Annotated in this window: 20 protein-coding genes and 1 riboswitch; of the genes, 15 read left to right on the top strand and 5 right to left on the bottom strand. The window is 70.9% G+C overall.

Features of this window, described 5'->3' with window-relative positions; translation table 11 throughout:
* Positions 1-201 precede the first annotated feature (201 nt).
* The 10 genes from ACFWZ5_RS19200 to ACFWZ5_RS19245 all read left to right on the top strand — a co-directional run bounded on the left by ACFWZ5_RS19200 (position 202) and on the right by ACFWZ5_RS19245 (position 10,421).
* Positions 202-813, top strand: coding sequence for a CDP-alcohol phosphatidyltransferase family protein (locus tag ACFWZ5_RS19200; protein WP_384799639.1), 612 nt, complete (start codon positions 202-204; stop codon positions 811-813).
* 112 nt (positions 814-925) lie between these two features.
* Complete coding sequence (locus ACFWZ5_RS19205) at positions 926-3,421, top strand: sugar phosphate nucleotidyltransferase (RefSeq protein ID WP_384799636.1); 2,496 nt, start codon at positions 926-928, stop codon at positions 3,419-3,421.
* An 89-nt stretch (positions 3,422-3,510) separates the two neighbouring features.
* Entirely contained in the window at positions 3,511-4,410 is a 900-nt protein-coding gene (locus tag ACFWZ5_RS19210; RefSeq protein WP_384799633.1) for a DUF881 domain-containing protein, read from the top strand.
* The gene (locus ACFWZ5_RS19215; RefSeq protein ID WP_003988855.1) at positions 4,407-4,739 is read left to right on the top strand and encodes a small basic family protein; all 333 of its coding nucleotides are present in this window, start codon (positions 4,407-4,409) and stop codon (positions 4,737-4,739) included. Before ACFWZ5_RS19210 ends, ACFWZ5_RS19215 begins: the two co-directional genes overlap by 4 nt.
* A 5-nt stretch (positions 4,740-4,744) precedes the next feature.
* Positions 4,745-5,593: a DUF881 domain-containing protein gene (locus tag ACFWZ5_RS19220; protein WP_384799644.1), complete on the top strand. Its 849-nt coding sequence runs from the start codon at positions 4,745-4,747 to the stop codon at positions 5,591-5,593.
* Between the two features lie 82 nt (positions 5,594-5,675).
* A complete protein-coding gene (locus tag ACFWZ5_RS19225) occupies positions 5,676-6,626 on the top strand; it encodes an FHA domain-containing protein (protein WP_384799642.1) in 951 nt (316 codons plus the stop codon).
* Positions 6,627-6,669: 43 nt separating this feature from the next.
* On the top strand, positions 6,670-7,413 hold the full coding sequence (locus tag ACFWZ5_RS19230) for a MerR family transcriptional regulator (protein WP_384799630.1): 744 nt from the start codon (positions 6,670-6,672) through the stop codon (positions 7,411-7,413).
* Between the two features lie 53 nt (positions 7,414-7,466).
* Positions 7,467-7,940, top strand: coding sequence for a bifunctional nuclease family protein (locus tag ACFWZ5_RS19235; RefSeq protein WP_004002801.1), 474 nt, complete (start codon positions 7,467-7,469; stop codon positions 7,938-7,940).
* A gap of 170 nt (positions 7,941-8,110) precedes the next feature.
* Positions 8,111-8,767: a MerR family transcriptional regulator gene (locus tag ACFWZ5_RS19240; RefSeq protein ID WP_384890885.1), complete on the top strand. Its 657-nt coding sequence runs from the start codon at positions 8,111-8,113 to the stop codon at positions 8,765-8,767.
* A gap of 199 nt (positions 8,768-8,966) precedes the next feature.
* Entirely contained in the window at positions 8,967-10,421 is a 1,455-nt protein-coding gene (locus ACFWZ5_RS19245; protein ID WP_384799624.1) for a DNA polymerase IV, read from the top strand.
* A 444-nt stretch (positions 10,422-10,865) separates the two neighbouring features.
* On the opposite strand, the gene ACFWZ5_RS19250 is transcribed toward ACFWZ5_RS19245, so the two are convergent.
* Positions 10,866-11,240 (bottom strand): PRC-barrel domain-containing protein, encoded by a 375-nt coding sequence (locus ACFWZ5_RS19250; protein ID WP_384799621.1) that lies wholly within the window; start codon positions 11,238-11,240, stop codon positions 10,866-10,868.
* Positions 11,241-11,374: 134 nt separating this feature from the next.
* A riboswitch (glycine riboswitch) is annotated at positions 11,375-11,472 on the top strand.
* A gap of 188 nt (positions 11,473-11,660) precedes the next feature.
* On the opposite strand from ACFWZ5_RS19250, the gene gcvP reads away from it, so the two are divergent.
* Complete coding sequence (gene gcvP, locus ACFWZ5_RS19255; protein WP_384799618.1) at positions 11,661-14,549, top strand: aminomethyl-transferring glycine dehydrogenase; 2,889 nt, start codon at positions 11,661-11,663, stop codon at positions 14,547-14,549.
* A gap of 128 nt (positions 14,550-14,677) precedes the next feature.
* On the opposite strand, the gene ACFWZ5_RS19260 is transcribed toward gcvP, so the two are convergent.
* Positions 14,678-14,884: a DUF5999 family protein gene (locus tag ACFWZ5_RS19260; RefSeq protein WP_384799615.1), complete on the bottom strand. Its 207-nt coding sequence runs from the start codon at positions 14,882-14,884 to the stop codon at positions 14,678-14,680.
* A 308-nt stretch (positions 14,885-15,192) separates the two neighbouring features.
* A complete protein-coding gene (locus tag ACFWZ5_RS19265) occupies positions 15,193-15,792 on the bottom strand; it encodes a hypothetical protein (RefSeq protein WP_384799612.1) in 600 nt (199 codons plus the stop codon).
* Between the two features lie 498 nt (positions 15,793-16,290).
* Here ACFWZ5_RS19265 and ACFWZ5_RS19270 point away from each other — a divergent pair, with 498 nt between their 5' ends.
* Positions 16,291-17,811: a glutamate--cysteine ligase gene (locus ACFWZ5_RS19270; RefSeq protein ID WP_384799609.1), complete on the top strand. Its 1,521-nt coding sequence runs from the start codon at positions 16,291-16,293 to the stop codon at positions 17,809-17,811.
* A 228-nt stretch (positions 17,812-18,039) separates the two neighbouring features.
* Positions 18,040-18,834, top strand: coding sequence for a CPBP family intramembrane glutamic endopeptidase (locus ACFWZ5_RS19275; RefSeq protein ID WP_384799606.1), 795 nt, complete (start codon positions 18,040-18,042; stop codon positions 18,832-18,834).
* Positions 18,835-18,869: 35 nt separating this feature from the next.
* Here ACFWZ5_RS19275 and ACFWZ5_RS19280 read toward each other — a convergent pair whose 3' ends face one another.
* Positions 18,870-19,697, bottom strand: a complete 828-nt coding sequence (locus tag ACFWZ5_RS19280) for a PhzF family phenazine biosynthesis protein (RefSeq protein ID WP_384799603.1) — start codon at positions 19,695-19,697, stop codon at positions 18,870-18,872.
* Positions 19,698-19,940: 243 nt separating this feature from the next.
* On the opposite strand from ACFWZ5_RS19280, the gene ACFWZ5_RS19285 reads away from it, so the two are divergent.
* Complete coding sequence (locus ACFWZ5_RS19285) at positions 19,941-20,564, top strand: PadR family transcriptional regulator (RefSeq protein ID WP_384799600.1); 624 nt, start codon at positions 19,941-19,943, stop codon at positions 20,562-20,564.
* Positions 20,565-20,795: 231 nt separating this feature from the next.
* Here the strand turns inward: ACFWZ5_RS19285 and ACFWZ5_RS19290 are convergent, their stop codons facing one another.
* Positions 20,796-21,224: an SRPBCC family protein gene (locus tag ACFWZ5_RS19290; protein WP_384804810.1), complete on the bottom strand. Its 429-nt coding sequence runs from the start codon at positions 21,222-21,224 to the stop codon at positions 20,796-20,798.
* Between the two features lie 160 nt (positions 21,225-21,384).
* Between ACFWZ5_RS19290 and ACFWZ5_RS19295 the strand changes: the two genes are divergently transcribed.
* On the top strand, positions 21,385-22,167 hold the full coding sequence (locus ACFWZ5_RS19295; RefSeq protein ID WP_384804808.1) for a putative protein N(5)-glutamine methyltransferase: 783 nt from the start codon (positions 21,385-21,387) through the stop codon (positions 22,165-22,167).
* Positions 22,168-22,250 lie beyond the last annotated feature (83 nt).

A 22,250-nucleotide genomic window follows, 5' to 3' on the forward strand; every position in this document is an offset into this window, starting at 1 on the left:
GCCGATGGTACTGCAGGGGGGACCCTGTGGGAGAGTAGGACGCCGCCGAACTAAATTTGATAGCCGTGGTCCCCGGACGAAATGTCCGGGGATCACGGCTTTTTTTGTTTTTCCGGTGCGACACCCCTCCGCACAGCCGCCCGACAACTGACGGTAAGGTCAGGGGGCATCATTGGCTCGTTCCCCACAGGAGGCCCCCGGGTGGAGGTCCAGGAGACTCGCGTCCAGACGGACCGGGTCCTCACCATCCCGAACATCCTCAGCATGGCGCGTCTCGTCGGCGTACCCCTCTTCCTGTGGCTGATCCTCTGGCCGGAGTTCGGCGGGCCGAAGAGCAGCGACATCTGGGCGCTGGTCGTGCTGGCGCTCAGCGGAGTCAGCGACTATCTGGACGGCAAGCTCGCCCGCCGGTGGAACCAGATCAGCAGCCTCGGCCGGATCCTTGATCCCGCGGCCGACCGGCTCTACATCCTGTCAACATTGGTCGGCCTCACCTGGCGGGAGATCCTTCCGCTCTGGCTGACCGCGGTGCTGCTCCTGCGCGAGCTGGTTCTCCTGGTGATGGTCGGAATCCTCAGGCGCCACGGCTATCCGCCGCCGCAGGTGAACTTCCTCGGCAAGGCCGCCACCTTCAACCTGATGTACGCCTTTCCGCTACTTCTGCTCAGTGACGGAAGTGGCTGGATCCATACACTCGCTGCTATTTTCGGATGGGCGTTCGCCGGATGGGGTACAACGCTGTACTGGTGGGCAGGGATCCTCTACGTGGTTCAGGTCCGCCGACTTGTCAAGGCGGATGCCATGGCCGATTGAGCTTGCCGATTTGGCAGCTGTAGAGGCTTGAAGGCCCCTGACTGACTCGAAGGGCCAATCCTGGCGAGCCAAGTCGGCTAGATCGTCGTCTATCAAGGAGGACGTTACCGACATGAAGGCCGTCGTGATGGCCGGGGGCGAAGGCACTCGCCTTCGCCCCATGACCTCCAGCATGCCCAAGCCGCTCCTGCCGGTGGCCAACCGGCCGATCATGGAGCATGTGCTGCGGCTGCTGAAGAGGCATGGGCTCACCGAGACCGTAGTGACAGTCCAGTTCCTGGCATCTCTCGTCAAGAACTACTTCGGCGACGGTGAAGAGCTCGGAATGGAGCTCACCTATGCCAATGAGGAGAAGCCTCTCGGCACCGCCGGCAGTGTGAAGAACGCCGAGGAGGCATTGAAAGACGATGCCTTTCTCGTCATCTCCGGTGACGCTCTGACCGACTTCGACCTCACGGAACTGATCAGGTTCCACAAGGAGAAGGGTGCGCTCGTCACCGTCTGCCTGACCCGCGTCCCGAACCCGCTGGAATTCGGCATCACCATCGTCGACGAAGAAGGCAAGGTCGAACGCTTCCTGGAGAAGCCGACCTGGGGGCAGGTCTTCTCCGACACGGTGAACACCGGCATCTACGTCATGGAGCCCGAGGTCTTCGACTACGTCGAGGCCGATGTGCCGGTCGACTGGTCCGGTGACGTCTTCCCGCAGCTCATGAAGGAAGGCAAGCCCGTCTACGGCTATGTCGCCGAGGGCTACTGGGAGGACGTCGGCACGCACGAGAGCTACGTCAAGGCGCAGGCCGACGTGCTCGAGGGCAAGGTCGACGTCGAGCTCGACGGCTTCGAGATCTCGCCCGGGGTGTGGGTGGCCGAGGGCGCGGAGGTGCACCCCGACGCCGTACTGCGCGGACCGCTGTACGTCGGTGACTACGCGAAGATCGAAGCGGACGTCGAGATCCGCGAGCACACCGTGGTGGGATCGAACGTAGTCGTGAAGAGCGGGGCCTTCCTGCACAAGGCCGTTGTGCACGACAACGTCTACATCGGGCAGCACAGCAATCTGCGGGGCTGTGTCGTCGGCAAGAACACCGACATCATGCGGGCCGCAAGGATCGAGGACGGCGCGGTCATCGGCGACGAATGCCTCGTCGGTGAGGAATCGATTGTCCAGGGCAATGTGCGGGTCTATCCGTTCAAGACGATCGAGGCCGGCGCGTTCGTCAACACCTCGGTCATCTGGGAGTCCCGCGGACAGGCGCACCTCTTCGGCGCACGGGGTGTCTCCGGGATCCTGAACGTGGAGATCACGCCGGAACTCGCGGTGCGCCTCGCCGGGGCGTATGCGACGACCCTGAAGAAGGGCTCGACGGTCACCACGGCCCGCGACCACTCCCGTGGCGCCAGGGCGCTGAAGCGGGCGGTGATCTCCGCGCTGCAGGCCAGCGCCATCGACGTACGCGATCTGGAGAACGTACCGCTGCCGGTCGCGCGGCAGCAGACGGCGCGGGGCAGCGCCGGCGGGATCATGATCCGTACGACGCCCGGGGTGCCGGACTCCGTCGACATCATGTTCTTCGACGGGCGTGGAGCGGATCTCTCGCAGGGCAGTCAGCGGAAGCTGGACCGGGTGTACGCGCGCCAGGAGTACCGGCGGGCGTTCCCCGGGGAGATCGGGGACCTGCACTTCCCGGCGAGCGTCTTCGACTCGTACACGGGGTCGCTGCTGCGGAACGTGGACACCACCGGGATCGCGGAGTCCGAGCTCAAAGTCGTGGTCGACGCGTCCAACGGCAGTGCCGGGCTCGTCCTTCCGAGCCTCCTCGGGAAGCTGGGGGTCGACGCGCTGACGATCAACCCCGGGCTCGACGAGTCGCGGCCCACCGAGTCGGCCGACACGCGCAGGTCCGGGCTGATGCGGCTCGGCGAGATCGTGGCGTCGGCGCGGGCCGCCTTCGGGGTGCGGTTCGACCCGGTCGGCGAGCGGCTCTCGCTCGTCGACGAGAAGGGGCGGATCGTCGAGGACGACCGGGCCCTGCTCGTCATGCTGGACCTGGTGGCCGCGGAGCGGCGGAGCGGGCGCGTCGCGCTGCCGGTGACGACGACGCGCATCGCCGAGCAGGTGGCGGCTTACCACGGCACGCAGGTCGACTGGACGACCACGTCCCCGGACGACCTCACGCGGGTCGGCCGCGGTGACTCGACGATCTTCGGCGGGGACGGGCGCGGCGGGTTCATCGTGCCCGAGTTCAGCAGCGTCTTCGACGGCACGGCGGCCTTCGTACGGCTCATCGGCCTCGTGGCGCGTACGCAGCTCACGCTGAGCCAGATCGATGCCCGGATCCCGCGGGCGCACGTGCAGCGGCGTGATCTTGCTACTCCGTGGGCCGTGAAGGGTCTGGTGATGCGGCGCGTGGTGGAGGCGGCGGGCGATCGCTCGGTGGACACGACGGACGGCGTACGCGTCGTGGAGGCCGACGGGCGCTGGGTGCTCGTGCTGCCCGATCCGGCCGAGGCGGTCACCCATCTGTGGGCCGAGGGGCCCGACGACGCGTCGGCTCAAGCTCTGCTTGACGAATGGGCGGCCGTTGTGGACAGCGCCGGGCGCTGAGCGGGCACAGGCGCCGGGCAGCACCCGTAAGTGGCGCTGTCCGGCGCGCCGGTGGGGCCATTCGGAGGTAGCGCCCGCGACGTGCGACGATGTGCGGCATGCCGCAGCAGCCCCCCGTTCGGAGCACCGTCTCGCGCCCCTCGCGCCCGGACGCCTCCATGTCGCTGCTCACCACCGTCATGGACCACAGCCTGGACGAGGGATACGCGGAAGCAGCCGCCCGCAAGAGGGAATCCGGCTCCGGTGGTGTGCCGAAGCCGCTGCGGGCGAAGCTGGGCCTCGCGGCCGGGCTCGTGCTCGCGGCGATGGTGGTGACGATCGGGGCCGCGCAGGCGCGCATAGCGGCGCCGGAGCTGGCCAAGGAGCGCGCCGAGCTCATCGACCGGGTCGAGTCCGCGACAGAGGAGGCGGACGACCTGGAGGACGAGGTCGACGAGTTGCGCGACGACGTGAGCGCCCGGCAGCGCGCGGCGCTGCGGAAACACGGTGGCAGCAAGGCCGAGTTGGTGTCGCTGCTGTCCGGTGCCACGGAAGTGCGCGGGCCGGGTGTGCGGCTCGTGGTCAACGACAAGAAGCAGGCCGACCAGGGCGGTGGCGGGCCCCGCGAGAGCTCGGGGTTCTCCGACACCGGCCGGGTCCGCGACCGTGATATGCAGCGTGTCGTCAACGGCCTGTGGGAGTCGGGCGCCGAGGCGATCGCCATCAATGACCAGCGGCTCACCGCGCTGTCGGCGATCAGGGCGGCTGGTGACGCGATACTGGTCGACAACAAGCCGCTGGTGCCGCCGTATACGGTGCTCGCGGTGGGCGACGGCCAGAAGCTGAGCACCAGATTCCAGAACAGCCGCGACGGTCAGTATCTGCATGCTCTGCAGGAGAACTTCGGCATCCGGACCAGCATTTCGGTGGTGGACGACCTCCGGCTTCCGGCAGCGCCCAGTGTGACCGTACGCACAGCAGAGCCGAAGGCAGGAAAGGGCACATCGTGATCGCCGTACTGGGCCTCGTCGTGGGAGTCGTGGCCGGACTGCTGGTTCGGCCCGAGGTTCCGGCGGTGGTCGAGCCGTATCTTCCGATCGCCGTGGTGGCCGCGCTCGACGCGGTGTTCGGCGGTCTGCGCGCGATGCTCGACGGGATCTTCGACGACAAGGTCTTCGTGGTGTCGTTCCTGTCGAACGTGGTCGTGGCCGCGCTGATCGTCTTCCTGGGCGACAAGTTGGGCGTCGGCGCCCAGCTGTCCACGGGCGTCGTGGTGGTCCTCGGCATCCGCATCTTCTCCAACGCCGCGGCCATCCGCCGGCACGTCTTCCGGGCGTGACGCCGATGAGCCCCATGAACATGGACAGCGCCCCCGAGGGCGGCAGGCGCAGGGAACTGCCCGCCGAGGTCCCGGCGCCGCCCACCGCGCCCGCCGGAGGCCCGGGGGCGCGCGGGGACGGGTCCCCGTCCCTGACCGGCCGTCAGCGGCTCGTGCAGGGCCTGTGGCCGCCGCGGCTGACCAGGGCACAACTGATCGTCGCCCTGTTGCTGTTCGTCCTCGGGCTCGGGCTCGCCATTCAGGTGCGGTCCACCAACGACAGCAGCGCGCTGCGCGGCGCACGGCAAGAAGATCTTGTACGCATCCTCGATGAACTGGATGACCGTACTCAGCGTCTGGAAGATGAGAAGCGACGTCTGGAGGAACAGCGCACCGGTCTTGAGAACAGCTCGGACCAGGCCGAGGAGGCCCGCAAGCAGACCGCCGAGAGGGAACGGCAACTCGGCATTCTCGCGGGCACCGTGGCGGCGCAGGGCCCGGGCATCACGCTGACGATCGACGACAAGAAGGGGACGGTGGAGGCAGACATGCTGCTCGACGCCATCCAGGAGCTCCGCGCCGCGGGTGCCGAGGCCATCCAGGTCAATGACGTGCGGGTGGTGGCAGGCACCCATCTGTCCGAGGCTACGGGCGGCGGTGTGAGCGTGGACGGCCACAAGATCACCGAGCCCTACCGTTTCAAGGTCATCGGCAAGCCGCAGGACCTGGAGCCGGCGCTGAACATCCCGGGAGGCGTGGTGCAGACTCTGGAGAAGGAGCAGGCCACGGTCACTGTCGCACGTACGGAGAAGATCGTCGTGGATGCCTTGCGACCGGCGAAGCGGCCTGACTACGCTCGGTCGTCCTCCCAGTGAGGCGGGGGTGCATGGGGGCCACCGGTCCAGGGCATGAGGTTGCGGGGGGTCGGCGCACCCGGGACGGGGTGCGTGGTGGAAACTGTTTGGCGGACGCGGACGTTGTGAGGATGTCCGTATCGCCGATGTACGCCGGTGTGTGCAATCAGGGTTCGTCCTGCCCCACGGGCGGGTCTGTTTCGGTCAAGGGGAATCGCCCGTGAAGTTGTTTGCGAAGTTGTTCGGCAAGAGTGCACGTGAGGACGCCCGTCATCGCGCGCCGCGGCAGACTGACGTGCCGGAGACACAGGTGGGCGAGCGCCCCCTGTTCCGGGACCAGGTCGGTGGTCCGGGCGGTGACATTTCGGGCGGACAGGGCGCGTCATCTGTTGACCCTGCCAGTTCCGGCCGCATAGGTTTCGGGGATCCGTCAACCTCAAGTGCGGGTGGAGGGTTTACCCAGGACCCGTACGCGTCCCATGCCCCAGCGGGGCAGCCGCGGCAGGAGGATCCGTCCATGTCGGCCCTGGTGTGTCAGAGGTGCGGGAACCGCAATGCGCAGGCAAGCCGGTTCTGTTCCAACTGCGGTGCGCCGCTGAGGCCGGGAGCGGTCGCCGAGCGTCCGTCCGAGACCACGTCCACGATCTCCATCTCGGGCCTCGAGGCCTACGACGCCGAGACGACGGGGCAGACGCCGTCCCCGGCGCTGTCCCCGGAGGCCCAGGCCGCCGTCGACGCGCTGCCGCTCGGCTCGGCCCTCCTCGTGGTCCGGCGCGGGCCGAACTCGGGCAGCCGCTTCCTGCTGGACGGCGACCTGACCACGGCGGGGCGCCACCCGCAGAGCGACATCTTCCTGGACGACGTGACCGTGTCGCGTCGCCACGTGGAGTTCCGTCGCGTGCAGGACGGCTCCTTCACGGTCGCCGACGTGGGCAGCCTCAACGGCACGTATGTGAACCGGGAGCGGATCGACTCCGTCGCCCTGTCCAACGGCGACGAGGTCCAGATCGGCAAGTACCGACTGGTCTTCTATACGAGCCAGCGGGGCATCTGACCCATCCCCCGGACCTGGTCCGGGGGGACCCCCAGGAAGGTCCATGCCGCACACACCGAGGGGCGGTGCCGGAAACGGCACCGCCGCTGCGGACCATCGGCTGATGAGCATCGGCACCGTGCTGAACGTGCTGCGTGACGAGTTTCCCGAGGTCACGATCTCCAAGATCAGGTTCTTGGAGTCCGAAGGGCTGATCGAGCCGCAGCGCACGCCGTCCGGATACCGGAAGTTCAGCTCGGAGGACGTCGAGCGCCTCGGGCACGTCCTGCGCATGCAGCGCGACCACTACCTGCCGCTGAAGGTGATCCGCGAGCAGCTGGACGCCGCGGAGCGCGGGGAGCCGGTCGCGCTGCCCACGGTGGGGCAGCAGCGCGAGTCGGACGACGGCGACCTGCCGTACGAGGACGAGCAGCGGACCGTCGCACGGATGGGCCGTGCGGCGCTCCTGGCCGCCGTGGAGGCCGATGAGGGGCAGCTCGGCGAGTGGGAGACGTACGGCTTGATTTCGCCCCTGGAGGACGGCAGCTACGACGCGGACGCGGTGACCGTCGCCGCGCTGGTCGTCGAGCTGGGACGATTCGGCATCGAGCCGCGTCACCTGCGGGCGATGAAGGCGGCGGCGGACCGGGAGGCGGCACTCGTCGACCAGGTCGTGGCGCCGCTGCGCAGGCACCGCAATCCGCAGACCAGGGCACACGCGGAAGCGCGGACCCAGGAGCTCGCGGGCCTCACCGGCAGGCTGCACGCGGCCCTCGTGCACGGTGCCCTCGGCGTGCGGGCGCGCTGACTCGATGGGTGCCCGACTACCCAAACCTGCCGGGCACGTCCTAGGGTTGCTGTGTGAACGAGCTCGACGTCGTAGGTGTCCGGGTCGAAATGCCCTCCAACCAGCCGATCGTGCTCCTGCGTGAAGTGGGAGGCGACCGGTACCTCCCCATCTGGATCGGACCAGGGGAGGCGACCGCCATCGCCTTCGCACAGCAGGGCATGGCGCCCGCACGGCCGCTGACGCACGACCTGTTCAAGGACGTGCTGGAGGCCGTGGGCCAGGAGCTCACCGAAGTGCGCATCACCGACCTGCGGGAAGGCGTGTTCTACGCCGAGCTGGTCTTCGCCAGTGGCGTCGAGGTGAGCGCCCGCCCGTCCGACGCCATAGCGCTGGCGCTGCGCACCGGGACGCCGATCTACGGCAGTGACGGCGTGCTCGACGACGCGGGCATCGCCATCCCGGACGAGCAGGAGGACGAGGTGGAGAAGTTCCGCGAGTTCCTCGACCAGATCTCGCCCGAGGACTTCGGTACCAGCAGCCAGTGAGTCCCCGCCGAGAGGCCGGCGCCGGGGCATTCGGCTAGCCTTTCCCCGCAGCATGGGACGTGAAACCACTCGCAGGGTGATTATCACTCGGCGTGCCGAGTGTGGCGATCGTTGACGAGCCCCTGGTGACTGCCTACCGTCGAGAAGGCAGGTCAAGGACGGAGGTCGGCGTGAGAAGCAGCGGCGACGGTACAGCTGTGGGCGGTCCGTACCCGCTGCACGGTGGCTCGGCCGATCCCTCTCCGAAGCGCCCGTTGGCGGTCCACGGCAGCGGGAGTCCGTCAGGGCCGGAGGACCCGGCGGAACAGCCGGAGGAGTCCGAGCAGCTCGTGCGTGACGGCATCGGCTACCGCGGCCCCACCGCGTGCGCGGCCGCGGGCATCACCTACCGGCAGCTCGACTACTGGGCGCGTACCGGGCTCGTCGAGCCCAGCGTGCGCGCCGCGGGCGGCTCCGGGACCCAGCGGCTCTACAGCTTCCGCGACGTCGTCGTCCTGAAGATCGTGAAGCGGTTCCTCGACACCGGCGTCTCGCTGCAGAACATCCGCACCACGGTCCAGCACCTGCGCGAGAGCGGCTTCCGTGACCTGGAGCGGACGACGCTCATGAGCGACGGCGCGACGGTGTACGAGTGCACGTCGCCCAGTGAGGTCCACGATCTGCTCCAGGGCGGCCAGGGCGTCTTCGGGATCGCCGTGGGCGTGGTGTGGCGCGACGTCGAGGCCGCGCTGTCGCAGCTGCACGGGGAGCGCATCGACACAGGGGAGACCCTGGTGGGGCATCACCCGGGGGACGAGCTGGCGCGGCGGCGCAATCGGGCCGGTTGACGGGCCGCGGGCCGAGCCGGGCGGGTTTGAAGGCCCACAGCGGGCCGGGTGAAGGCCCTGGGGGCCGTCCAGACGCTGTCTTGGGGCCCGGTGCCCTCACTGTGCGGCGCGTCGTACGGAGGCCGTGGGGAGCCGTGTGAGGCGGTGCCTGCTTCGCGGCGGAGCCGGATTGTCAGTGGCGTAGGGCAGCATCGGAGATGTGAGAACCGCGCCGACGATTCTGCATCTCGACATGGATGCCTTCTACGCGTCCGCCGAGCAGGCCGCCAAGCCGAGCCTGCGCGGCAAGGCCGTCGTGGTCGGCGGCCTCGGGCCGCGCGGAGTGGTCGCCACCGCGTCCTACGAGGCGCGCCGGTTCGGGGTGCACTCGGCGATGCCGATGGGGCAGGCACGGCGCCTCGCGCCGAACGCCGCGTATCTCGTGCCGCGCTTCGGCCTCTACCGCGAGGTCAGCGACCAGGTCATGGGGCTGCTGCGGGAGCTGTCGCCGCTCGTGGAGCCGCTCAGCCTGGACGAGGCGTTCGTGGACCTGGAGGCGGGCGGCGTCGCTGCGGACGCGGAGGCGGCGCGGGCCGTGGGGGAGCGGCTGCGCGCGGACATCCTGCGGGTGACGGGGCTGACCGGGTCGGTGGGGCTCGCCGCGTCCAAGATGCTGGCGAAGATCGCTTCGGAGCGGGCCAAGCCGGACGGCCTGGAGCTCATAGCGCCGGGCACGGAGCGGGCGCTCCTCGGGCCTCTTCCGGTGCGGGTGCTGCCCGGTGTGGGGCCGGCCACCGGGGACCATCTGCGGCGCGCCGGGATCACCACGGTCGAGGAGATCGCCGAGGCCGGTGAGGACGAGCTGGTACGGCTCCTCGGCAAGGCACACGGCGGGTCTCTGTACGCGATGGCGCTGGCGCGGGACGAGCGGCCCGTGGTGGCCGAGCGGGACACCAAGTCGGTCAGCGTCGAGGACACGTACGACGTGGACATCCACGACCGGGTGCGGGTCCGTACGGAGGTGGCGCGCCTTGCCGACCGGTGTGTGCAGCGGCTGCGGGCGGCGGGGCACTCCGGCCGCACCATCGTGCTCAAGGTGCGGCGGTACGACTTCTCGACGCTGACGCGGTCCGAGACGCTGCGCGGGCCCACGGACGACCCGGCGGTGGTGCGGGAGGCGGCGGCGCGGCTCCTGGAGTCCGTGGACACCACCGGAGGGGTGCGGCTGCTCGGCGTCGGTGTCAGCGGCCTCGCGGACTTCACGCAGGAGGACCTGTTCGCGCAGGCCCACGCGGCGGTGCCTGCCGGCGACGGGGAGGAGGCGGGCACGGGGGCGCTGCCGATGGCTTCGGTGGCTTCGGTGGGCGAGGACGCCGGGGCCGACGTGGCGGAGGCGGAACCGGTGCCGCCGGCCGAGCGGCGTTGGGCGGCGGGGCAGGACGTCCGGCACGTCGAGCACGGGCCCGGGTGGGTGCAGGGCAGCGGTGTCGGGCGGGTGACGGTGAGATTCGAGACGCCGGGCTCGGCGCCGGGGCGGGTGCGGACGTTCCGTACGGATGATCCGGACCTTGAGGCTTCGGAACCGTTGCCGTTGGTGGTCGTGGAGGGGGAAGGGGAGGCGGAAGTGGGCACGGGGGATGGGCGGCGTGAGGGGGAGGTTGTGGGGGTGGAGTAGGCAGCGGGGGTGAGGTGGCGCCTGGGGCGGGGAGGTGGCGTTCCGGGTGGGGAGGCGGCGTCCTGGGTGGGGGAGGCGGGTGTCCTCGGGGTGTGGCGGGCTGGAGTGCCGGGCGGTGAGGGCTCCGGGGGCTGGTGGTGCGGGGGTGCCGGAGGGGCGACGTGAGGGGTGCCTCGTCGTGAGTCAGGGCGCGTGGCTGTGGTGGTTGGGGAGAGCGTCCAGAGAGGGGGGGATGACCCCGTGAGGCCGGCTCGGTCGTGAGGCGCGGCGGGGGCTATATAGGGCTACCCGGAGTGCTGTGGGCGCGGATGGCTGGCGGCGGCACGGCGGGTGGGAGCGCACCGGCTGTGCGGGGGCGTCTCGGGGCCGGGGGGAGGGTGTTGCGGGGCGGGCCGCGGGGACGGGGTCGTGTGCCCGGTGGTGCCGTGCGCCCGGTGATGGGGCCTACGGGTCGGGGTGGTCCGGGGTGTGGCCGAAGTCGTGGTCCGGGAACGGCGGGGGTGGGGCGATGTCCAGGCCGTAGTGGCGGTAGAGCTGGAGTTCCTGCTCGGGGGAGAGATGGCGGCCCACGCCGAAGTCGGGGGCGTCCTTGATCAGGGCACGCTCGAACGGGACGCGGAGCGTGCCGTCCTTGACCAGCTCGCTGGGTTCCAGGGGCACGAAGGCGTCCCTGCTGAACAGGCCGGTGCGTATGGCGGCCCACTCGGGGGCGCCGGTGGCGTCGTCGAGATAGACCTCGTCGACCGTGCCGATCTTGGCGCCGTCGCGGTCGAACGCCTTGCGGCCGATCAGATTGCGCGGATCGATATCCGTCTGCACGGGCCCTCCAACTGATCGCGAGTCGTTCGAACTCGTCCGGATTTCGCTCGTATCACTACGAAAGAGCACATCGGGACGGGCGGCCACTCGAGGGATCAGCCGGGGACCTCGCTGGTAGGCTGGCCAATGGCTGTTGACCCCGTGCGGGAGAGCTCTTCGGTGGCAGCACCGGAGGCGCCGAAGGAGCAAATCCTCCCCGGAATCTCTCAGGCCCCTGTACCGCACGGACGAGGTCACTCTGGAAAGCAGGACGGGCGTCGGGCGGGCACGTTCGGAACCCTTCCTCACCGACGGTGCAAGCAGGACCGCCTCCGGGTGGGTCTGTGAAGCTCTCAGGTTGAGATGACAGAGGGGGAGGCCGTCCGGGTACCCGCGCCGTGGTGCCCCTCGCAGGTCGCGTCAGACCAGGAGGCCTCCGCAATGACCGCCACTCCTCGTACTCCGCTTTCGCAGCTCGAACAGGGAATCCCCTTCGAGCAGCGGCACATCGGCCCCGATGCGGAAGCCCGTGCCAAGATGCTCGCCCAGGTCGGGTACGGCTCGCTCGACGAGCTCACGGCCGCCGCGGTGCCGGATGTGATCAAGAACGCCGAGGCCCTCGACCTGCCCGGCGCGCGCACGGAGGCCGAGGTCCTGGCCGAGCTGCGCTCCCTCGCCGACCGCAACCAGGTGCTCGACTCCATGATCGGGCTCGGCTACTACGGCACCTTCACGCCGCCCGTGATCCTGCGGAACGTGATGGAGAACCCCGCCTGGTACACCGCGTACACGCCGTACCAGCCGGAGATCTCCCAGGGCCGCCTCGAGGCGCTCCTCAACTTCCAGACCGTCGTCGCCGACCTGACGGGCCTGCCCACCTCCGGTGCCTCGCTGCTCGACGAGGGCACGGCCGCGGCCGAGGCGATGGCACTGTCCCGGCGCATGGGCAAGGTCAAGAACGGCGTCTTCGTCGTGGACGCGGACGCCCTGCCGCAGACGATCGCCGTCATCCGGACCCGCGCCGAGCCGACCGGCGTCGAGGTCGTCGTCGCGGACCTGGCCGACGGCATCCCGGCCGAGCTCGCCGAGCGCGAGATCAACGGTGTGCTCGTCCAGTACCCGGGCGCCTCCGGTGCCGTGCGCGACATCAAGCCGGTCATCGAGCAGGCCCACGAGCTCGGCGCGGTCGTCACCGTCGCCGCCGACCTGCTCGCCCTCACCCTGCTCACCTCGCCCGGCGAGCTCGGCGCCGACATCGCCGTCGGCACGACGCAGCGCTTCGGCGTGCCGATGGGCTTCGGCGGCCCGCACGCCGGGTACATGGCGGTGCGCGAGAAGTTCGCGCGCAGCCTGCCCGGGCGACTCGTGGGCGTGTCCGTCGACGCCGACGGCAACAAGGCGTACCGGCTGGCGCTGCAGACCCGCGAGCAGCACATCCGCCGCGAGAAGGCCACCAGCAACATCTGTACCGCTCAGGTGCTGCTCGCCGTCATGGCCGGGATGTACGCCGTCTACCACGGGCCCGAGGGGCTCAGGGCCATCGCGCGGCGCACCCACCGGTACGCGACGCTGCTCGCCGCGGGCCTCACGGCCGGCGGTGTCGAGGTCCTGGGCGCCGCGTACTTCGACACGCTGACCGCACGCGTGCCGGGCAGGGCCGCCGACGTCGTCGCGGCCGCGCGCGAGGGCGGGGTCAACCTGCACCTCGTCGACGCCGACCACGTGTCGTTCGCGTGCGACGAGACCACGACGCGGGCCCAGCTGACCGCGGTCTGGACGGCGTTCGGCGTCGAGGCAGACATCGAGGCCCTGGACGCGACCGCCGAGGACGCGCTGCCCACGGGTCTCCTCCGCACCGACGCGTACCTGACGCACCCCGTCTTCCACCAGCACCGCTCCGAGACCGCGATGCTGCGCTACCTGCGCCGCCTCGCCGACCGTGACTACGCGCTCGACCGCGGCATGATCCCGCTGGGCTCCTGCACCATGAAGCTCAACGCGACCACGGAGATGGAGGCCGTCACCTGGCCCGAGTTCGGGCAGATGCACCCCTTCGCGCCCGCCCAGCAGGCGCAGGGCTATCTGACGCTGATCCGTGAGCTGGAGGAGCGGCTCGCCGAGGTCACCGGCTACGACAAGGTCTCGCTGCAGCCGAACGCGGGCTCGCAGGGAGAGCTCGCCGGCCTGCTCGCGGTGCGTGGCTACCACCGCGCGAACGGCGACGACCAGCGCACGGTCTGCCTCATCCCGTCGTCCGCGCACGGCACCAACGCCGCCAGCGCCGTGATGGCAGGCATGAAGGTCGTCGTCGTGAAGACCGCCGACGACGGCGAGATCGACGTCGAGGACCTGCGCGCGAAGATCGAGCAGCACCGCGACCAGCTCGCCGTACTCATGATCACGTACCCGTCCACGCACGGCGTCTTCGAGGAGCACGTCGCCGACATCTGCGCGGCCGTGCACGACGCGGGCGGCCAGGTGTACGTCGACGGCGCCAACCTCAACGCCCTGGTGGGCCTCGCCAAGCCGGGCCGCTTCGGCGGCGACGTCTCGCACCTGAACCTGCACAAGACGTTCTGCATCCCGCACGGCGGCGGCGGTCCCGGCGTCGGCCCCGTGGCCGTGCGCGAGCACCTCGCGCCGTATCTGCCGAACCACCCGCTGCAGCCCGCCGCGGGCCCCGAGACCGGCGTGGGCCCGGTCTCCGCCGCGCCGTGGGGCTCCGCCGGGATCCTGCCGATCTCCTGGGCGTACGTACGCCTGATGGGCGGCGAGGGCCTGAAGCGCGCCACGCAGGTGGCGGTGCTCTCGGCGAACTACATCGCCAAGCGCCTGGAGCCGCACTACCCGGTGCTCTACACCGGCCCCGGCGGGCTCGTCGCGCACGAGTCCATCATCGACCTCAGGCCGCTCAGCAAGGCCACGGGCGTCAGCGTCGACGACATCGCCAAGCGGCTCATCGACTACGGCTTCCACGCGCCGACCATGTCCTTCCCGGTCGCGGGCACGCTGATGATCGAGCCGACGGAGAGCGAGGACCTCGACGAGCTGGACCGTTTCTGCGAGGCGATGATCGCCATTCGCGGGGAGATCGAGAAGGTCGCGACCGGCGAGTGGGCGGCGGACGACAACCCGCTGCGGAACGCGCCGCACACCGCCGCCGCGCTCGGCGGTGACTGGGAGCACTCCTACAGCCGTGAGGAGGCCGTCTTCCCCGCCGGTGTGGTGGCCGCGGACAAGTACTGGCCGCCGGTGCGCCGCATCGACCAGGCGTACGGCGACCGGAACCTGGTCTGCTCCTGCCCGCCGCTGGACGCGTACGAGGACTGAGCCCGAGGGCGACGGGGGCGCCCGGGCATGAGTTCAGGGCATGGCTTCAGGGCATAAGTCAGGGCCGGTTCGGAGACTTCGGAAGGAGTCCTCCGGGCCGGCCCTTGTCGTGCGGGTGGGTGGACGGCTCAGGCGGCCGTCATCACCTGGCTGATGCCCAGCGGCCGGTGCGGCGCGATGATCTCGCCGTTCGGCAGCAGCTCACCGGTGTCCTCGAAGAGGACGACGCCGTTGCACAGCAGGCTCCAGCCCTGCTCCGGGTGGTGCGCGATGAGAGACGCGGCCTCCCGGTCGGCGGATTCTGCGGTCGGGCACGGTGGCTGGTGCTGGCACATGGAAGGGTTCTTTCGCTGCGACGTGATGGATGTGGCGTTGTTCCCGCGGCTCGATGCGTTGGTCATGGCCGCCCCCCGTTGGTTGTGTTCGGTCCAGTCCAGTGTTGCCCCGCGGACGTGATTCCGCAGGGATTTTGCGGCAGCGCTTCCTACTGCTTAAGGACGTATCACCCGCCCGGACGGTTCAGTCCAACTCCCCTGTCCCTTCGGGTGGTTCGGCGTGGCCGAAGTGGGCTAGTCCGGATGGGCGGGGCGGGCAGCGCTGTGCCCCGCGGCCCGGAGGGCGGCGGGGCACAGGAGTGCCGAGGTCAGGCGGGCGAGCCGAGGAGCGGGGCCGGGGCGAGGCGGTGGCTGAGTACCGGGAGCAGCTCGGCGGCGCGGTGCGGGCGGTGGGCCGCGATGCCCGGGGGCGCGGGGGCGAGCGGCACCAGGACGTCCGCGGGGTCGACCAGGCCGCTGGTGGCGTCCGCGGCGCAGTCGCGGTGCAGCCACAGGGTGAGCATGTAGAGCTCGGGGACGGACAGCAGGCGCGGCTGGTAGGGCTTCGGCATGGCCTCGGCGTGCCGCAGGGCGCGCTCCGCGGAGGCGATGTACGGGCCTTCGCAGAAGTGCGAGAACGCCCAGCCGTCGGGCGTCAGCATCGTGTCCGCCGCGGCCACCGCGCGCTCGCCGCTGCGGATCAGGAAGCGCCAGCCGGTGAGCCTGGTCGACGATGTGCCCGCCGGTGCGGTGCCCGTCTCCGTGCAGTGGTCCAGCTCGTGGACGGGCAGCGGGAGTTCCGGGCTCACCGGCCCCTGGGCCGCGCGCAGGGACGGGGTGCGGGCCGCACGCACGGCGGTGGGGGATCCGAGGGCCGTGAGGACGCTGCGGAGGGCGGGCGCGGGGGCCGGGGGGACATGCAGGGGCATGGTGGGTCGCCTCTCTCATTCGACAGGCACAGTGGAGCGAGCGGGACAGGTGCGGACGGCGCTGTCTGCGGGGCCAGAGGGGCGGGGGCAGGGGCCCCGGGGGCGGGGGACCGCGAGCGCCAACTCTCTGTCTCAACCGGGGAGTTTATACGACAGGTGTTCAGGGCGGGTTTCCGCTAGCCGTTCCCAATATGGCGGGCAAGTCGCTATTCGGTCGCTCTCGCGGGGCTTATCTCCCGATTCCGGATCGAGTGCTACGCCGCTGCCTCGGCTTTTGATGCGAGTGCGGTCGGCCGATTCTCATCGGTTTTTTTCACCACAACCGGAAGGGCGGAAACTGCTTACTTCAGCATGCCTCGTGAATGTGCCGCGCGACAGTTGCTCCGAGGGTACTGATCGAGCGGCCCGCGCGGGGCGTTATCGATCACATCGACGGGGCATCATCCCCCGTACACAGCGGCCGGGTTGTGGGCTGCCCATTCGAGGAGGGACGCTTCGATGGGGGAGAAGGTCGAGGCAGACACGTTCGACCTGTCCGATCGCCACCTGTACCGCAACAAGCTCCAGCAGTGCCTCAAGGCGCTCGCGCGCCTCTTCGAGGAGCAGCGGTTCGACCGGCCCAAGAACCTGATGGGCCTGGAGATAGAGCTGAATCTGGCGGGGCCCGACGGCCTGCCGAGAATGATGAATGCGGAAGTACTGGAGCGCATCGCGAGCCGCGATTTCCAGACCGAACTTGGAATGTTCAATCTGGAAGTGAACATTGCCCCGCACCGGTTGGGCGGACGCGTTCTCGACCGGCTCGCCGAGGAGCTGCGCACGGGCCTCGGCTATGCCCACAGGAAGGCGAACGAGGTGGACGCGGGCATCGTGATGATCGGCATTCTGCCGACCCTGTCACGCCGCCACCTGGTCTCCGCGAACCTCTCGGACGACGACCGCTACACGCTGCTCAACTCCACCATGGTCGCGGCGCGCGGCGAGAGTTTCGCGCTCGACATCGAGGGTGTGGAGCGCCTGACGTGCATGTCGGAGTCCATCGTGCCGGAGGCGGCGTGCACGTCCGTGCAGCTGCACCTGCAGGTGACACCGGGCAAGTTCGCCGACGTGTGGAACGCGGCGCAGTCCGTGGCCGCGGCGCAGGTCGCGGTGGGCGCCAACGCGCCGTTCCTGTTCGGGCGCGAGCTGTGGCGGGAGTCGCGGCCCCCGCTGTTCCTGCAGTCCACGGACACGCGGCCGCCCGAACTGCAGGCGCAGGGCGTGCGGCCGCGCACCTGGTTCGGCGAGCGCTGGATCACGAGCGCGTACGACCTCTTCGAGGAGAACCTGCGGTACTTCCCCGCGCTGATACCGCTGTGCGAGGGCGAGGACCCCCAGGGCGTGCTCGACGCGGGCGGGGTGCCCCGGCTCGCCGAACTGACCCTGCACAACGGCACGGTCTACCGCTGGAACCGCCCGGTGTACGGCATCGCCGACGGCGTACCGCATCTGCGCGTGGAGAACCGCGTGCTGCCCGCGGGGCCCACCGTGACCGACGTCATCGCCAACGCCGCCTTCTACTACGGCGTGGTGCGGGCGCTCGCCGAGGAGGCGCGGCCCGTGTGGTCCCGGCTGCCCTTCGACGCGGCGGCCCGGAACTTCGACACCGCCTGCCGCTACGGCATCGAGGCGCGTCTCGAGTGGCCGCGGCGCGGGCGGTACGGCGGGACCGCGCAGGTGGCGGCCGTCGACCTCGTACGCGACGAGCTGTTGCCGCTGGCCGCGGCCGGGCTCGACGCGTGGGGCGTGGAAGCGGCCGACCGCGATCTGTACCTCGGCGTGATCGAGGAGCGGTGCAAGCGGCGGGTCAACGGCGCGTCGTGGCAGGCGGCGACCTACCACCGGGCCCTGGAGCGCGGCTTGGAGCGCGATGCGGCGCTCGCGGCCACCACACGGCGCTACTGCGAGCTGATGCACGCCGGTGAGCCGGTGCACACGTGGCCGGTGGGGCTGAGGGAGCCGGCGTTGCCGGTGACGTGACCCGCCGCGCGCGGCTTCCTCCTCGGCGTACGGGCCCGTGGCCCGCCGTGCCCCGCGCGGGCGCGTGATCGCGTGAGCGCGGGTCGGCCGACCGCCTTCGGTGCTCATCGGGCAAGCTTGACGACCCAGGTGCGGCCTCGCCCTGTCCGGTTGTCCGTCTGTGCGGCTGTCCGGTGCGAGGAGGCCGCACGGCGAGCGACGAGGCGGGATCACGCAGTGGAGGCAGAAGTGCGAGCGGAGCCGACGGCCGGTGTCCTCCCCGAGGCGGGGCTGTCGCGGCGGACGTTCCGGGACGAGACGCTGCTCGTCCTCGCCCTCTCGCTGGGCGCGAGCGGGGTGTCCGCGCTGATCAGCTTTGTCGGGTCGGTCACCAAGCCGGGCGGGCTCAGCGACCAGACGGCGAAGATGAACACGTCGGCGGCGCCGGGGCGGCCCTGGCTCGACCTCGCGTGGCAGCTGTTCGGCATCTCCACCGCGCTCGTGCCGGTGGCCCTGGTCGCGCACTTCCTGCTGCGGGAGGGTTCGGGGCTGCGGGCCATCGGCTTCGACCGCGCAAGGCCCTGGCCGGACCTCGGGCGCGGCGCCGCGATCGCCGCGGTCATCGGCTCCACCGGGATCGCCTTCTACCTGGCCGCCCGCGGCCTCGGCTTCAACCTCACGGTGGTGCCGGACAACCTGCCCGACGTGTGGTGGAAGTACCCGGTGCTCGTCCTCTCGGCGCTGCAGAACGCGATCCTGGAGGAAGTGATCGTGGTCGGCTATCTGCTGCGCAGGCTCGGGCAGTTGGGCTGGACGCCGATGGCCGCGCTCGCGGCGAGCTCGGTGCTGCGCGGGTCGTACCACCTGTACCAGGGCATCGGCGGGTTCGTCGGGAACATGGCGATGGGTGTGGTGTTCGTGCTGCTCTACCGGCGGTGGGGCCGGGTCGGGCCGCTCGTGGTGGCGCACTCGCTGTTGGACATCGGCGCGTTCGTCGGCTACGCGCTGCTCGCCGGGAAGGTGGGGTGGCTGCCCACCGCGTGACGTGACGCGGTGGGCGGGCCCGGGTCGGGCCGGGGTCAGGCCAGCAGGTCGCCCTCGATGACGGTGACCGCGCGACCGGTCAGCAGGGTGCGGTCGCCGCGCAGTGCGGTGCGGACCAGGCCGGAGCGGGGTGAGGCCTGCAGGCCCGTGAGCTCGGTGCGGCCGAGCCGTTCGGACCAGAACGGTGCCAGGGCGGTGTGCGCGCTGCCCGTCACCGGGTCCTCGTCGATGCCCACGTTCGGGAAGAAGCCGCGCGAGACGAAGTCGTAGCCACGGGTGGGGTCCTCGGCGAGCGCGGTCGCGATGATGCCCCGCTCGGAGTGCCGTGCCAGGGCCTTGTGGTCCGGGGTGAGCGCGCGCACCGTCTTCTCGTCGGCCAGCTCGACCACCAGGTCGCCGATGTGCCGGCCCGCGTCCTGGACCGAGAGCGGCTCGGCGCCCAGGGCCTCGGCGACGCCGTCCGGTGCCTCGGCGGCGGTGAGCGGCGCGGTCGGGAAGTCGAGCGTGATGGCGCCGTCGTCGTGGGTCGTCGCGGCGAGCACGCCGGACCGGGAGGCGAAGCGCACCGGGCCGTTCACGGCGCCCGTGGTGTGCAGGACGTGTGCGGTGGCCAGGGTGGCGTGGCCGCACAGGTCGACCTCGGTGGCGGGCGTGAACCAGCGCAGCGCCCAGTCGGCCTCGCCGCCCGGAGGCAGCGGGTGGGCGAAGGCGGTCTCGGCGTGGTTGACCTCCATGGCCACCCGCTGGAGCCAGGTGTCGTCCGGGAAGGAGTCGAGCAGCACGACGCCCGCCGGGTTGCCGGTGAAGGGGCGGTCGGCGAAGGCGTCGACGATACGGATGCGCGTCCGTGAAGGTGTGGTCATGCGGCGACCGTAGGGGTCCACCGGCGCGCAAGGACAAGGCCAATCCGGCTTTGGTGGCCCCATCGGGCGCGCTGGGTTCGCTTTTGGCCATCGACGTGTGGGGCTCTCGTGTGGATTCTTCGGGTGCGCCTTGTCAGCCGAACAGTTCCGATATATCGTTGAGGCATCGCGACAGATCAACGATGTCGCGGTAGATCACTGAAGGAGATCAATCTGAGGTCACCTGAGAAAGGACTGATCGATATGCGTTCCCACGGTTTTGAACATGAGCACAAGCGCGGCCAGGGGCGTGGCCCCTGGGGCGGCGGTCGCGAGGGCCGGGGCGGTTTCGAGGGGCGGCGCGCGGCGTTCGGGCCCTTCGGTCCCGGCTTCGGCGGGCCCGGTCCCTGGGGCGGCGGGCGCGGTGGCCGGGGCGGCCCGCGCGGCAGGGCGCGGCGCGGCGACGTACGGGCGTCGATCCTGGCCCTCCTGAAGGACCGGCCGATGCACGGCTACGAAATGATCCAGGAGATCGCCGAGCGCAGCGGCGGGGCGTGGAAGCCCAGCCCCGGCTCCGTCTACCCGACCCTCCAGCTCCTGGAGGACGAGGGCCTGATCGCCAGCGCGAGCGAGGGCGGCAAGAAGCTCTTCTCGCTCACCGAGTCCGGCCGCGAGGCGGCCGACGAGGGCCCGGACGCGCCTTGGGAAGAGGCCGGGCGCGGGGTCGACTGGGAGGCCCTGACCGAGATCCGGCAGGCCGGGTTCGGCCTGATGGAGGCGTTCGGCCAGGTCTGGAAGACCGGCTCCAAGGAGCAGCGCGAGAAGGCGCTGTCCGTCATCAACGACGCCCGCAAGAAGCTGTATCTGATCCTCGCCGACGAGGACTAGACGAGGGCCCCGGCCTGGGGCCGGGCGGCGGCTGAGCGGGCGCGGGCACGGGCCCGCGCCGCTGGTGAGGCGCCTCGCGCGGACCGCGCGGGGCGCCTCGTCGTCGTACGGGAGTGCTGGGCGGGGGCGCTGTACGGGGGAGTTGCACGGGGAGGTTGGACGGGCAGGTGGGACGGGGAAGCTGTACGGGGCGTCGCGCGCCGCGCGCCGGGCGGGGCCGTCGTACGAGGCTCAGGTCACCAGGCCGCCCAGCTTGCGCAGCGACTCGTTCATCGCCGCCGTCGCCGAGTCCTTGAGCTTGCCCGCCATGAGCGACACCGCGGCGCCGGTGAACTCGCCGTCCGTACGGATCGTCGTCGCCCCGCCGTCGGGTTCGAGCGTGTAGCGGGTGCTGACGTCGACGCCCATCGGGCCCCTGCCCTTGATCGCGAACACGCGAGGGCTCTCGAGCTCCACGACCGTCCAGACCACCTCGGCCGGAAAGCCCATGAGCTTCATGTTCTCCACGAAGGTGCCGCCCTCCGCGAGCGCGTCGGGGGCGCCCTGGGGGAAGCCGGTGTGCGTGGTGCTCCACTTCCCGTACGCGGAGAGGTCGGTGAGCTGCGCCCAGACCTTCTCCGCCGGTGCTTCGATCCGTGCTTCCGCGCTGACTTCGGCCAAGGCGACCACCCCTTGTCGTCGGGTGCTGCGGCGAGCGCAGCTACGGTGTCGCGGAACGTAGCGGCGGGACCTGCAACTTTCAATACTGATGGCCCGTCAGATCCGGGCGTCCGCGCCGGGGTAAGGTGGGCGCTTCCGCCCGCACCGCTGAAAGGCCGCCATGCCTCCGCTCGCCCACTCCGCCGTCGTCGACCGGCTGCGCGCCGCGGGCTGTGTGTTCGCCGAGGACGAGGCGGACCTGCTCGTCGCCGCCGCGGCGAGCCCCGAGGACCTGGACGCCATGGTGGAGCGGCGGGCGAGCGGCCTTCCGCTGGAGCACGTCGTGGGCTGGGCCGAGTTCGCGGGCCTGCGCATCTCCGTCGACCCCGGCGTGTTCGTGCCGCGGCGCCGCACCGAAGCCCTGGTCCGCGAGGCGGCCTCGCTCGCCGAGCCCGGGGCCGTGGTCGTCGACCTGTGCTGCGGCACCGGCGCCCTCGGTGCCGCGCTCGCCGCCGCGCTCGGGCGGGCCGAGCTGCACGCGGCCGACATCGACCCGGCGGCGGTGGCCTGCGCGCGCCGCAACGTACGCGCCGCCCGGGGCCAGGTCTACGAGGGCGACCTCTACGAAGCGCTGCCCGGCACCCTGCGCGGGCGCGTCGACGTGCTGCTTGCGAACGTTCCGTACGTGCCGTCGGACGAGGTCGCGCTGCTGCCCGCGGAGGCCCGCGAGCACGAGGCGCGGGTGGCGCTCGACGGCGGCACCGACGGGCTCGACGTCCTGCGGAGGGTGACCTCCCGGGCCCCACTGTGGCTGGCGCCGGGCGGGCGGCTGCTGTTCGAGACCAGCGAGCGGCAGGTGCCGTCGGCGGTCGAGGCCGTCGCGGGCGCGGGGCTCGCGCCGCGTGTCGTCACCGACGACGAGCTGTACGCGACCGTGGTGATCGGGACGCGGCCGGAGGCATAGCCCGGCGCGTACGTGGCCCCGGGTGCGCGGGGGCGCGCGAGTTCCCGGCGCGGCGGGTGGGTCGGGCGCGTGTCAGGCGGGGG

It is taken from the genome of Streptomyces sp. NPDC059003 (genome assembly GCF_042740445.1).
GTDB lineage: Bacteria > Actinomycetota > Actinomycetes > Streptomycetales > Streptomycetaceae > Streptomyces.

Coding starts and splice junctions, on each gene's coding strand:
- ACFWZ5_RS19210 (WP_384799633.1), top strand. CDS start 3,511: ATGTGCGGCATGCCGCAGCAGCCCCCCGTTCGGAGCACCGTCTCGCGC.
- ACFWZ5_RS19270 (WP_384799609.1), top strand. CDS start 16,291: ATGGGGGAGAAGGTCGAGGCAGACACGTTCGACCTGTCCGATCGCCAC.
- ACFWZ5_RS19220 (WP_384799644.1), top strand. CDS start 4,745: ATGAGCCCCATGAACATGGACAGCGCCCCCGAGGGCGGCAGGCGCAGG.
- gcvP (WP_384799618.1), top strand. CDS start 11,661: ATGACCGCCACTCCTCGTACTCCGCTTTCGCAGCTCGAACAGGGAATC.
- ACFWZ5_RS19265 (WP_384799612.1), bottom strand. CDS start 15,792: ATGCCCCTGCATGTCCCCCCGGCCCCCGCGCCCGCCCTCCGCAGCGTC.
- ACFWZ5_RS19295 (WP_384804808.1), top strand. CDS start 21,385: ATGCCTCCGCTCGCCCACTCCGCCGTCGTCGACCGGCTGCGCGCCGCG.
- ACFWZ5_RS19260 (WP_384799615.1), bottom strand. CDS start 14,884: ATGTGCCAGCACCAGCCACCGTGCCCGACCGCAGAATCCGCCGACCGG.
- ACFWZ5_RS19285 (WP_384799600.1), top strand. CDS start 19,941: ATGCGTTCCCACGGTTTTGAACATGAGCACAAGCGCGGCCAGGGGCGT.
- ACFWZ5_RS19205 (WP_384799636.1), top strand. CDS start 926: ATGAAGGCCGTCGTGATGGCCGGGGGCGAAGGCACTCGCCTTCGCCCC.
- ACFWZ5_RS19280 (WP_384799603.1), bottom strand. CDS start 19,697: ATGACCACACCTTCACGGACGCGCATCCGTATCGTCGACGCCTTCGCC.
- ACFWZ5_RS19230 (WP_384799630.1), top strand. CDS start 6,670: ATGCCGCACACACCGAGGGGCGGTGCCGGAAACGGCACCGCCGCTGCG.